The organism is Exiguobacterium sp. s6, from assembly GCF_018618155.1.
GTDB classification, from domain to species: Bacteria; Bacillota; Bacilli; order Exiguobacteriales; family Exiguobacteriaceae; genus Exiguobacterium; species Exiguobacterium mexicanum_A.
This window is the reverse complement of record NZ_JACSLN010000003.1, coordinates 1-12,000: the sequence shown is the minus strand read 5'-3', so window position 1 is coordinate 12,000 and position 12,000 is coordinate 1. Positions and strand designations below refer to the sequence as shown.

Genomic DNA, 12,000 nt, shown 5'->3' with positions numbered 1-12,000 from the left:
TTTCATTGGTTCTGAAAGTCGCTATAATTAAATATGAGAATTGTATAGCATCATAGCGGAAAGGAGGAGCTTATGAGCTTATTTCCCAAAGCAGGTAGCAAGATCGAGATACAGAGCTACAAGCACAACGGAACTTTGCATCGCGTTTGGGAAGAAACGCTCGTCCTTCAGTCGTCAAAAACGGATATGATCGGATTCAATGACCGCATCATGGTCAGTGAGTCAGACGGCCGGCAATGGAGAACTCGTGAGCCGGCAATTTGCTACTTTTCATCTGAGTTTTGGTTCAATGTCATCTGCATGATTCGCGAAGATGGGATTTACTACTACTGTAATCTAGGTTCGCCGACAACGTTCGATGGGGCAGAACGTGCCATCAAGTACATCGATTACGATTTGGACATCAAGGTGTTCCCGGATATGTCGTACACGATTTTAGATGAGGATGAATATGAGCGGCATCGTCGCGAGATGAATTATCCGAAAGCGATTGATCGAATCTTGAAACAGAACGTTCAAGAACTTATTAACTGGATTCGAGGACGGAAAGGGCCGTTCAACCCAACATTCGTCGATGAATGGTATCGCGAATACGAAGCACGTTACCGGAGATGATTGCTCATCTCCGCTTTTTTCTTGAAGGAGGAACTAATGGGTAGTATTAAACGTTATTTAAAGTTCGTTAAACCGTATAAAAAACAAATCGCGCTGACCATCTTCGTCGGGATTTTGAAATTCTCCATCCCGCTCGGGTTGCCGCTCCTTTATAAATATGTCATCGATAACTATTTGACGGAAGATGCTCCGGCTGCCGACTACACGGAGCTCGTCTGGCTGTTCAGCATCGTCTTCTTCGTCTTCCTCGTCTTGAAGCCACCGATTGAATACTTACGCCAATATTTGGCGCAATGGGCGGCGACGCGGATTTTGTTCGACGTCCGGAACCGATTGTTCGACCACGTCCAAAAGTTGTCGCTCCGCTACTATTCGAACAATAAGACGGGACAAATCATCTCGCGCATCATCAACGATGTCGAGCAGACGAAAGATTTCGTCATCACCGGTCTGATGAACATCTGGCTCGATATGGTCACGATTTTGATTGCCATCGCCATCATGTACACGATTGACCCGCAGCTGACGCTCATCGCCGTCTTGCCGCTCCCGTTCTACGCCATCGCCGTCCGTTACTTCTATGGACGATTGCGCCGGCTCACGCGGGAACGCTCGGCCGCCCTTGCGGACCTTCAAGGTCATTTGACCGAACGCGTCAACGGGATGGCCGTCATCCGCAGCTTCGCGCTCGAACCGTATGAGAACAAAGCGTTCGAAGAACAAAACGGCGGTTTCTTGAAGGCTGCACTCCGCCATACGGGGTGGAACGCGAAGACGTACGTCGTCGTCTCGACGATCACCGACATCGCTCCAATTTTGATTTTCACGACGGCCTCATGGCTCGTCTTGCAAGGGGACGTCTCGCTCGGGACGCTCGTCGCCTTTATCGCCTATATCGACCGTCTCTATGCACCGCTCGGTCGTCTCGTTAACTCGGCGACGACGCTCACGCAATCAGTCGCTTCGATGGACCGTGTGTTTGAATTCCTCGATGAGCCGTACGACATCGAAGAGAAGCATAGCGCATTCGTACCTGTACAAACGGCTGGCGATATCGAACTCGACCGGGTCAGCTTCGCTTATGAGAAAGACGGAGCCCGGGCTCTCCACGATGTCAGCTTGCACATCCGTTCTGGAGAGCGGGTCGCGTTCGTCGGCATGTCTGGCGGCGGGAAATCGACGCTCGTCAGCCTGATTCCACGGTTTTATGACGTCACGTCAGGCAGCATTAAAATTGACGGTACCGACGTCCGCGATTTTAAACTGCGGGCCCTCCGTGACCAAATCGGGATGGTCATGCAAGACTCGGTCCTCTTCAGTGAATCGGTCGCGATGAATATCCGGATGGGGAATCCGGAAGCGAGTGACGAAGATGTGATCGCCGCCGCGAAAGCAGCGAACGCCCATGAGTTCATTTCAAACTTGCCGGACGGCTATAATACGCCGGTCGGGGAGAAAGGGGTTAAACTGTCAGGTGGGCAAAAGCAACGGCTCGCCATCGCCCGGGTCTTCTTGAAACATCCACCGATCATCATTCTCGACGAAGCGACGAGTGCGCTTGACCTTGAGAGTGAGGCGATGATTCAGGATTCGCTCGCGCGATTGACGAGAGGCAGAACGACGCTCATCGTCGCGCACCGATTGTCGACCATCACCGACGCCGATAAAATCGTCGTCGTCGATAACGGACAAATCATGGAGACCGGGACGCATGAAGAACTGATGCGTCGCCGCGGCGCCTATTACGATTTGTATATGATTCAAGATTTAGCAGTCGTCGAATGAGACGGGACCTCGAGGAAACTCGAGGTCTTTTTGTTTTCCGTGACAGTGAGACGGGAATGAAGAAACGACATGCCAAAAGGGGGATGAACCAATGATGAACGGGGAAGGATTAATTACGGTAAAACCGCTAAAAGACGCGCTCGAGCTGACGTGGTCAGTCGAAGGGACGGTCCGGCTCACGCGGAACGGGAAGTATGTGTATGAAGGAACCGATCAACACTATGTCGATCACGAGACCGGTGTGGGAGAACAAGTCGCTTATCGCATCACGGACGAACAGGGGGAAGTGGCGAAAGTGTATACGGCCGCCGTCGACCCAACTGACGACTTGTACTGGAATCGTCATCTCACGTCGGCAGTCGTCGCCTCGAACGGCACCCATCTCCAATGGGACCCGATTGCTGACGTCGAAACGTATGCGATTTACCGGCAAGGACGACGCATTGCCGAAGTCGTCGGCCATGCTTATTTGGACGAGACGCCGCTCCATGAGCCGACAATGTATGAAGTGCGGGCGCTCCGCTCTGTGAAGCGAGATGAGAAACCGGGGACGAGTCTCATTCACGCCGTCGGCAAAGCGATGTCACTCGCCAAAGAATTGAAGACGGACACGAGACGGGACAAGGAATTGTACGTCATGTATTTTCTCGTCAGTCCGATTCGACCTGATTTGGAGACGGTGGACCAGATTCAGCTTCGCGTCCAGACGTTCATCCGCCCGCCGATGATTAAAAACCCGAACTTGTTGTCGCCTCATCCGTATTTTGAAGGAGACGGTCGCCCTTATAACGTTCATGCGACCGACTATCGCACGCGGACGGAAGTGAAGGCCGAAGGGCTGAGTGATATTCCGATCGTCTCCATCAAAAAAGATGCGAATGTGACGCGTGGCTATACGAAACATCACCGTTTGACGGGTGAAGATATCGCCTCTGTCGACCAAGTGTATCTTGAAGATGTCGATATCGACCGCGGGCGGGCGGCGTATCGGTTGCAACATTCCGTTGGCAACCCGCTCGTTATCGCGCCGGACATCAAATATACGATCGTCGCGCAATTAAAGGACAATGCTACGTTCAAGCTGTCCGGAAGTCATACGCAATCGCCACATCATGAAGTGTATCTTCAGGTCGGTGATGCCCCATGGACGACGATTCACCGGGCGGACGACCTCGGTGTCAGTTTCATGGGCAATCCGATGCCGGAGTGCCACTGGACGTACTTGACCTGTATGGACTAAAAAAACCGTCGACTCATCGAGTCGGCGGTTTTGGTTGTTGGTCGAGAAATCGGCTCCGTTCTTCCGGCGTCGGCAGTTTGCACGTCTGTTTTTGTCCGAACCACTGATAACGATGTTTAGCGATCACATCATAGCCGAAATCACGAATCGGTTTTGGGACGAATCTCACAAACCTGAGCCAACGCCACTTCCCATCCAATCCTTCAGCGATGCGGACCGCCGCGTCGGATTTAATGTACGGGACACCATCGCGAATCAACACGATGCTGTCGACCGAGTCGTTGATACGATGACGTTTACGCAAAGCTTGACCGGCCTCGCCTTGAAGCGAGGCGAAATGAAAGTTCCCCGTCGCGTCACGGTTCAAGATGAACTGGACGCTCGCGTCGCAAAAGTTACAGTCTCCATCAAATAATACAATGGCTGGCATACCACTCGCCTCCTTCACTCTTGCCTGTTTCCGTTCCGGTGTCACTTCAAACGTCATGCGGCGAGCTGGCGCACCGATTCCATCCTATATAACGAGACGTAGTAGAGGTAGGCACCGAGCGCTCCGAACAAGAAGATGTAGCCACTCATGAACACGGGTCCGATGAATGCTCCGACGACAATCCCGGCCGCGGCCACGAGTTTGGCCCCGTGGAATGTGAGTCCACCGAAAGCAAGGTACGAGGCGCGACGCTCCGGGTCGAGCAAATCGACTTGTTTCACTTGGCGGATCGGCGAGTACAGCAATTCGCCGACTGTGAAGACAACGGCCAAGACGGCGAGAATCAGGAACGAGTTCATCGACGTGATGGCAGCGTACGCCGTGATGTATAACGACAAGCCGATGAAGAACACGTATTTCTCACGGTACCGTTTCACAAACGCAGTGACGGCGAACGTGATGGCGACGACGAGTAGTGTATTCTCGAGTTGCATGAATGCCATCATTCGGACACCATCGAACGGAACACCGACGATCGAGCGCTGTTGAAACGATTCCGCCAAATGAACACCGATATAGTTCGCCATATGGAACTCGGTCGAGAAGACGAGCATGCTGCCGAGCACGAACAACATCCAGCGTCGGTCATTGAGGGCGATCCGGTAGTTTTGAATCACGCCGACAATCGGATTGGCCGGCGTCGACCGGTTACCTTGATGCGAATCGACGAGATAGCGTTGCAAGACGACCGTTGTGATGGTCAATACGAGCGTCATCCCGACGAACAAGCCGAAGCGGTAGTCACGATAGAAGGCACCGCCGAGCATGACACCGCCGGCGATAGCCAAGTTGACGAGCCAATAATCATATACATAAATCGCTTTCCGATTCGATTCTTCCATCGAATCGATGACGATTGCCTCCAAGGCCGGATAGTTCAACCCGTTGGCGACCGCGTGACCGAAGTAGAGAATGGCCACGGCGAGTGCCCAATTGTTTGATGGGTGAATCGCCACCGTCATTCCGATGAAGCAAAGGATTTGAACGAGTTGGCCGATTTGTAAGACGTGCTTGCGATTGAAGCGATCCGAGAAGTACCCACCGAACAAGCCGGTGACATACCCGACGATGACGAATGACGTCATGATGATCCCGGCAGCGATTTTGCCGAGTTCTTCTGAAAAGTATAAAGCCATGAATGGAAAGATGGCCGAGCCGACGATGCGGATGAAAAAGCCGCAGACGAGTCGAAGCCGAACGTTGGTTGGAAAATCTTTGAATTTCATGTGAGCACCTCCTTGTCACTACTTTAAACGTGGACTACACTTGGTAAAAAGAGACAAAATATTTGGACATGTCCACTTTTAGGGGGAAGGTCATGAATGCGAAACTAGTGGCGATTTATCGCCACACGATAGAGACGGGCAAAAGGGAAGTGACGTTGCGGGAAGCGGTTGAAGCGGTCGGCTATAGTGAGAAACAAGTGAAGCGTGATATCAAGGCGTGGCAAACGTTAGGCTGGGTGGAATATCAGGCCGGGAAAGGGCGGGGTCATGAATCAATACTCCGCTTTCAGTCGGGATTTGCTCGAACGCTGAACGACTGGGTCGAAACCTCATTCTCAACGGCCTCGATGGCGGACGCGGCCAAATGGTTGGAGTGGGAGTGGCCACCCGCGTTACGTGAATTGATTCAAGCCCGGATTTGGAGTCGATTCGGTTTCGAACAGACGGAAGAAGACCGATTCGTGTTCCCGCGTACCCGGACGCTTGAATCACTCGACCCGCTCGACATCCATATCGCGATGGAGGCGTCCTTGTCTCGGCACGTCTTCGATCGCCTCTTCGAATGGGATGGGACGACGGTCCAAACGTCCCTTGCCCATCATATCGAAGAAGTGACATTCGGATTTCGGTGTTATATCCGAAAAGGCGTCACATTCCACAACGGAATGACGTTAGCCGCCAAAGATGTCGTTTACTCGTTGAATCGATTATTGGCTCGCGGAAAACAAGTTTGGTTGTTCGCGCCAATCGAACGGGTCGAATCGCCGGCGCCTTACGTCATTGACATCCATACGAAAGCGCACCGGGCCTACATCGAACGTTTACTTGCCCAAACGCCGGCATCCATTACGTATGAAGGGGCAGAAGGGATTGTCGGGACGGGACCGTTCAAATTGGAGAAACGGTCCGAAGAAGTCGTCCGGTTGCGGGCGTTCGAGCGTGGGCTTCGACCGCGTCCTTCATTAGATGTGGTCGAATTTGTCACGTTCTCAGAAACGGATTATGCCAAGTGGAGCGCCGGTGATGATCAGAGCATCGTCAAGTGGATCGCTGAGGCCGGGGCGCGTTATCTCATGTTCAACTTGCAGCACTCTTGGCTCAAAGATGATATGGACACACGACTTGCCATTCAACAGGCAATCCATAAAGAAGCGTTCGTCGACTTGGGAGGAGAGCGTCATCAAGTGGCCCATGGTTTTTTCCCGGAGGCGAGTCGACCGGTGGCGGCACCAAAAGCAACGGGAAGTTCGCGCCGTCCACTGCGTCTATTGCATTTGCCGTTCGACGTTGCGACAGAAGACGCGATGCTTGTCGCGGAACAGTTGCGCGTAGCCGGCTTTATCGTTGAGACCGAGACGTATACGATTGCCTCGTTACTACAAGAGGAGACGCTGCGCCGTGCTGATTTGATTTTATGCGGGGAGATGATGAGCGAAGATCTCGATTTGGCGTTTCTCGCGTTTTTGACGAGTGAACTGTCACTCGTCGGCAAGTTAATCGCGCATGAAAAGGAGCTCCGGACGATGATGGACCGTTACCGTCAGACCGATATGAGTGCGTGGCCGTGGCTCCATCGTGATGTCGAGCGTTATTTGACAGAAGCAGCACTTGTTATTCCTCTGTATCACGTGGCCCGAGAGCGGCGATTCCCGAGCTTTCTAGGGGAAGTTCCAGTCGATGTGTTCGGCCACCCCCGCTACGACCAGCTGTGGATTCGGCCTTCGGTGTAAACGAAAAAGAGATGCCGCGGCATCTCCTTTTGCTTATAGTTGGGCGAACGCGCGATTCACAGCGGCAATCGTCTCTTCGATATCTTGTTCGGTATGCTCAGTCGTCAAGAACCAAGCCTCGTACTTCGAAGGGGCTAAATTGACACCGTTCTCGAGCATCAATTTGAAGAAACGTCCGAACACTTCACCGTCTGATTTTTCGGCGCCTTCGTAATCGGTCACAATCTCGTCCGTGAAGTAAACCGTAAGGGCACCTTTTAAACGGTTCAACGTGATGGTCACACCATGTGTTTCTGCGGCTTCACGAATCCCGGCCTCGAGCTCGGCACCGAGTGCGTCGAGCTTTTCGTAAACGCCGGGTTGCTCGAGAACCTCGAGACAAGCGAGACCCGTTGCCATCGACGCCGGGTTGCCGGCCATTGTTCCGGCCTGATAGGCTGGGCCGAGCGGAGCGACCGTCTCCATGATTTCAGCTTTACCGCCATAGGCACCAATCGGCAAGCCTCCGCCGATGATTTTCCCGAGTGCGGTCATATCCGGTTCAATCCCGTACACTTGCTGGGCGCTTCCGTACGTGAAACGGAACGCCGTGATGACTTCGTCGTAAATGACGAGTGCACCATGTTCATGGGTGATGTCATTGACGGCCTGGAGGAAGCCTGGTTTCGGCTCGACGATCCCGAAGTTCCCGACAATCGGTTCGACGAGGACGCAGGCGATTTGACTTCCCCATTCGCTCATCATGTCGCGAAACGCTTCGATGTCATTGAACGGCACGGTGATGACTTCTTTCGCCGTAGCTCGTGTGACGCCGGCTGAGTCTGGTGAGCCGAGCGTGGCCGGTCCACTGCCTGCCGCGATGAGCATCAAGTCCGAGTGACCGTGATAGCAACCGCTGAATTTGACGACGAGCTCACGACCAGTATAGGCGCGAGCGACACGAACGGTCGTCATGACCGCCTCGGTCCCTGAGTTGGTGAAACGGACTTTATCCATTGACGGGATGGCCGCCTTTAGTTTTTTCGCGAACTCGACTTCAAGCGCGTGCGGTGTCCCGTAAAGGAGTCCTTTAGACGACGCCTCAATCAACGCTTTATGGATATGCGGATGGGCGTGGCCTGTGATAATCGGTCCGTACGCCGCCAAATAGTCGATATAGCGATTGCCGTCGACGTCATAGAAATAAGCGCCGTCTCCTCGTTCCATATAGACGGGTGCACCGCCGCCGACTGCCTTGAATGAGCGGGAAGGGCTATTGACCCCGCCGACGATGTGCGTCAAGGCGTCGGTATACAAAACGTCTGAATTGTTGCGTGTAGATGGTGTTGCCATATGTATTGCCTCCTTTTACAAATTCGCACTTATTGTATCATAGCCGTCAACCGCATAAGCTCAACGTTTGACGACCGTTCAAGAAATCAGTACACTATTTATAAAGATTACTATGTAAGAAATAGGTTAATTCTAACTGACATTTCGCATGAATTTTATAGAAGAAATGAGGGATTGACGTGGGAAGCGAAATGCTTGACCATGCTGTTCAGTCGCTCCGAGAACATGGAGTCAGAATGACGCCTCAGCGCCAGGCCATTTTGGAGTACCTCGTCACGGAGCACAGTCACCCGACAGCGGATGACATTTATAAGGCACTTTCGGCGAGATTTCCGAACATGAGTGTCGCTACCGTCTACAATAACTTGCGCGTCTTTAAAGAAGTCGGACTCGTTCAAGAGATGAACTATGGGGACGCTTCGAGTCGCTTTGATTTTGTGACGTCGCGTCACTACCACATCATCTGTGATGCATGTGGGAAAGTCGTCGACTTTAACTATCCGGTCCTCGACGAGATCGAATCGGTCGCGTCTCAATTGACAGGGTTCAAAGTCGATCGTCACCGTCTTGAAGTATACGGGACGTGCCCAGCTTGCCAAGCTGAACAAGCGCATAAACATTAAAAAACATCCTCAGGCAGAGGATGTTTTTTTATTCGTGTGAATGGGTTTGACGCTTATTATATTTTTCATCGAACTCTTTACCTTCGAGCGATTGATCGATCGTGAGCGGTTCGTCGCAGTGCATACATAAGTCGACCCGGCCGAGCATCTTTGTCGGTTTCTCACAATTCGGGCAAGTGACGACGATGGCTTTCGTGGATGCCATCCCAATAATAAAGTAGAGCGCTGAACTCGATAACACCATCACGAAGCCGAGCAACATGAAAATAATCATCAGCCATGTGATGCTTTTCGCCAACAGGCCGAGATACATGACTCCGATTCCCGCAAAGACGAGCAACAACGCAAGGTTTCGAGCGCGGTTGATTTTATTCCCCCGTTTTTTCATTTCGTAATCCCTCCATGTCTGTCTTTACTATAGCTCATCTGCACGACCGTGAGAAGTTCATACAATCGCTGGCAGGAGAATTTTAAAAGAAGGCGAATCATTTTTGTATCAGATTATTGGGTGGACGATTGTGGTTCATCATTATAGAAAGAAGGTATCAAGGTGACTATGGAGTATGCGACGCGCACGATCTATTCGGAATATGCGGCCTTGAAGACAACGCTTGGCATCATTGAAGTGAAAAAGAAACGGCCGAGAGATCCTTTGACCGATCAATCGGACCGGCTGTTGATTGTGATTGAAGCGAAAGAAGAACCGTTCTGGACAGTGAAACATTATCAGGTTGGGCAAGAAAAAATTATTCTTCATCTCGTAAGTGACTCGATGATGGATCGTTGGATTTTAATGAACGAGAATCGCCGGGCCATTCATTGGATTGAAGATGGGATGGTCTTGTTTGAACGAAATACGTTTTTATTAGACTTGCGACAACGCCTTCGTAATTTTTCGAATGATGAGCAACGTCTTCAACTGTCCCTTGCTTTTGCGAAGTTGTTGCGACGCTTTGAAGATGGACGAAGCTTATTTTTACAAGAGGAGCATCAAGATGCTTTCACCCAAATCCATCATGCCTTGACTCATTTGGCGCGGTTGTCGGTGTTGGAGGCCGGAATTCATCCGGAAATCGTATTGTGGAAGCAAGTGCGCACACTCGATTTGGAAATATATAAGTTACATGAAGAACTGGTGAGCGGACAAGAATCGCTAGAACAGCGGATTCATTTGGTAATCATCGGCATTGAACATTTGATTCAATCGAAAGTGTTGCCCGGCACTCTTCTTCTATTACAAACGATGCAACAACGGGATGAACCGTGGCCGTTCTCAGAATTGATGGAGCATCCGAACTTGCAAGCATTGAAAGTCGACCTGGGGAGCATCGTCGGCTTCCTCGTTCGAAAAGGATATGTCCGGTCGGTCGCCCGGCCGACAAAAGGCGTCGGTGTCGAAGCAATCGCTTATGAAATCGCCTGACTACTATAGAAGCGAATGGAGTAGCTGATTTAGATGAAAATGATGAAGTTTATATTAGGCAGTGTGTTTATTGTGTTTGTGGCTTGGGTCATATCAGTTTTCATAGGATTGTTCATGATGGACGATCCGGTTGCCGGGGCACGTCCGATTGTATGGACGATTTGGTATGGAGTGGCGTTAGTGATTGTCATTATGGCGCTATATGACTTCTCACCGTTGAAAAAAGGTCATCTCAAGCGAATCACTTTAATTGGAACGGTGCTCGGGATCGTCTTCTTTGGTTCGGTGAAAGGCTATTATGTGTATACAGAAGGTTTACGGATTGAAGAACGGGGCGTCGAGTTGATGGACTATCAGCCTTTTAAGGGAAAATCAGATTTAGCGGAGCTGGATGGCGAATCTTCGTTTAAACTAGACTCGAAGTTGCCGCGTCTCGATGGCGCGACAGCCCTTTATCCACTTTATGCGTCTTTCGTCGAGGCGGTCTATCCATCAGGCGAATATAATCCATACGGCATCGAAGAATGGGATGAGAGCCCTGTCGTCTCGACGACGACAGGTGAAGCCTATGATCGTTTGATTCGCGGGGAGACAGATATCATCTTTGTTGCCGGACCATCAGATCTTCAAGTGGCTGCGGCCGAGAAGGCTGGTGTGCAGTTCAACATGACGCCAATCGGGCGCGAAGCGTTTGTCTTCTTTGTACATGAAGACAATCCGGTTGACTCTCTCAAATTAGAAGAAATACAGCAAATTTATGCGGGAGACCTCGACGATTGGAGTGAGGTCGGAGGCGAGACTGATACGATTCGAGCATTTCAACGTCCAGAAGGGAGCGGGAGTCAGACTGCTCTTCAGCGGGTGATGGGGGAAGAGAAACTGATGGATGCCCCAGTCGAAGATGTCCCGGAAGGAATGGGTGGGATTATCGAGCAGACGGCAGCCTACCATAATCATAAGAATGCGATTGGCTTTTCTTTCCGTTATTACGCGACCGAGATGGTAGAGGACCATGACATTAAATTACTTCAAGTGAACGGGATTGCCCCGACGGTCGAGACGATCGCTGACGGGACGTATCCAATCACTTCTGAATTTTATGCCATCACGACAGAAGAGAACTATGAAACGCATAAGCCGTTTTTGGATTGGATGACGTCTGAAGAAGGACAAACATTGGTAGAACGGACGGGTTACGTTCCGTTAGCGCAAGACTGAAGAGTTGAGCCTCGCTAAAGGGGATCAACCTTTTTTTATTTTTTGTGATATTTCTATTGACGAAGTGGTAAATAGAGATTATAGTTATAAACGTTGTCACAGCAAAAGATTATTTCAGTAAAACAATTTGTGAAAAAAGTTGTTGACGCGGAGATAGACGACGTGATAAATTAATGAAGTCGCCAAGAGCGGCAGACGAACTTTGAAAACTGAACGATGAGGCAAAAATAAGTTTTACAATTTTTGAATGAAGCGCAAGCTTCGTCATTTTTAAAGAGCTATATCAAATTCTTTGGAGAGTTTGATCCTGGCTCAGGA

Annotated in this window: 11 protein-coding genes; 7 read left to right on the top strand and 4 right to left on the bottom strand. The window is 50.9% G+C overall.

The features are described from left to right. The first annotated feature begins 72 nt into the window (after positions 1 to 72). The 3 genes from ntdP to KNP75_RS12770 all read left to right on the top strand — a co-directional run bounded on the left by ntdP (position 73) and on the right by KNP75_RS12770 (position 3,640). A complete protein-coding gene (gene ntdP, locus KNP75_RS12780) occupies positions 73 to 615 on the top strand; it encodes a nucleoside tri-diphosphate phosphatase (protein ID WP_021067741.1) in 543 nt (180 codons plus the stop codon). Between the two features lie 36 nt (positions 616 to 651). Then, complete coding sequence (locus tag KNP75_RS12775) at positions 652 to 2,400, top strand: ABC transporter ATP-binding protein (RefSeq protein ID WP_214797566.1); 1,749 nt, start codon at positions 652 to 654, stop codon at positions 2,398 to 2,400. A gap of 91 nt (positions 2,401 to 2,491) precedes the next feature. Then, positions 2,492 to 3,640, top strand: a complete 1,149-nt coding sequence (locus tag KNP75_RS12770) for a DUF3238 domain-containing protein (protein ID WP_034780975.1) — start codon at positions 2,492 to 2,494, stop codon at positions 3,638 to 3,640. A gap of 13 nt (positions 3,641 to 3,653) precedes the next feature. Here the strand turns inward: KNP75_RS12770 and KNP75_RS12765 are convergent, their stop codons facing one another. Next, positions 3,654 to 4,070, bottom strand: a complete 417-nt coding sequence (locus KNP75_RS12765; protein ID WP_138859904.1) for a thiol-disulfide oxidoreductase DCC family protein — start codon at positions 4,068 to 4,070, stop codon at positions 3,654 to 3,656. Between the two features lie 53 nt (positions 4,071 to 4,123). Then, positions 4,124 to 5,356: an MFS transporter gene (locus KNP75_RS12760; RefSeq protein ID WP_214754203.1), complete on the bottom strand. Its 1,233-nt coding sequence runs from the start codon at positions 5,354 to 5,356 to the stop codon at positions 4,124 to 4,126. 92 nt (positions 5,357 to 5,448) lie between these two features. Between KNP75_RS12760 and KNP75_RS12755 the strand changes: the two genes are divergently transcribed. Continuing rightward, positions 5,449 to 7,086: an ABC transporter substrate-binding protein gene (locus KNP75_RS12755; RefSeq protein WP_215190587.1), complete on the top strand. Its 1,638-nt coding sequence runs from the start codon at positions 5,449 to 5,451 to the stop codon at positions 7,084 to 7,086. A gap of 33 nt (positions 7,087 to 7,119) precedes the next feature. Here KNP75_RS12755 and KNP75_RS12750 read toward each other — a convergent pair whose 3' ends face one another. Continuing rightward, positions 7,120 to 8,418, bottom strand: coding sequence for a glutamate-1-semialdehyde 2,1-aminomutase (locus KNP75_RS12750; protein WP_215190586.1), 1,299 nt, complete (start codon positions 8,416 to 8,418; stop codon positions 7,120 to 7,122). Positions 8,419 to 8,609: 191 nt separating this feature from the next. Here KNP75_RS12750 and perR point away from each other — a divergent pair, with 191 nt between their 5' ends. Then, complete coding sequence (gene perR, locus KNP75_RS12745) at positions 8,610 to 9,041, top strand: peroxide-responsive transcriptional repressor PerR (RefSeq protein WP_029596002.1); 432 nt, start codon at positions 8,610 to 8,612, stop codon at positions 9,039 to 9,041. A 28-nt stretch (positions 9,042 to 9,069) separates the two neighbouring features. On the opposite strand, the gene KNP75_RS12740 is transcribed toward perR, so the two are convergent. After that, positions 9,070 to 9,429, bottom strand: a complete 360-nt coding sequence (locus KNP75_RS12740) for a YgzB family protein (RefSeq protein WP_034780966.1) — start codon at positions 9,427 to 9,429, stop codon at positions 9,070 to 9,072. A gap of 168 nt (positions 9,430 to 9,597) precedes the next feature. On the opposite strand from KNP75_RS12740, the gene KNP75_RS12735 reads away from it, so the two are divergent. Together KNP75_RS12735 and KNP75_RS12730 are read left to right on the top strand one after the other, a co-directional pair. After that, complete coding sequence (locus KNP75_RS12735) at positions 9,598 to 10,464, top strand: nucleotidyltransferase-like protein (RefSeq protein ID WP_214797643.1); 867 nt, start codon at positions 9,598 to 9,600, stop codon at positions 10,462 to 10,464. 117 nt (positions 10,465 to 10,581) lie between these two features. Further along, positions 10,582 to 11,682: a PstS family phosphate ABC transporter substrate-binding protein gene (locus KNP75_RS12730; RefSeq protein ID WP_251128356.1), complete on the top strand. Its 1,101-nt coding sequence runs from the start codon at positions 10,582 to 10,584 to the stop codon at positions 11,680 to 11,682. Positions 11,683 to 12,000 lie beyond the last annotated feature (318 nt).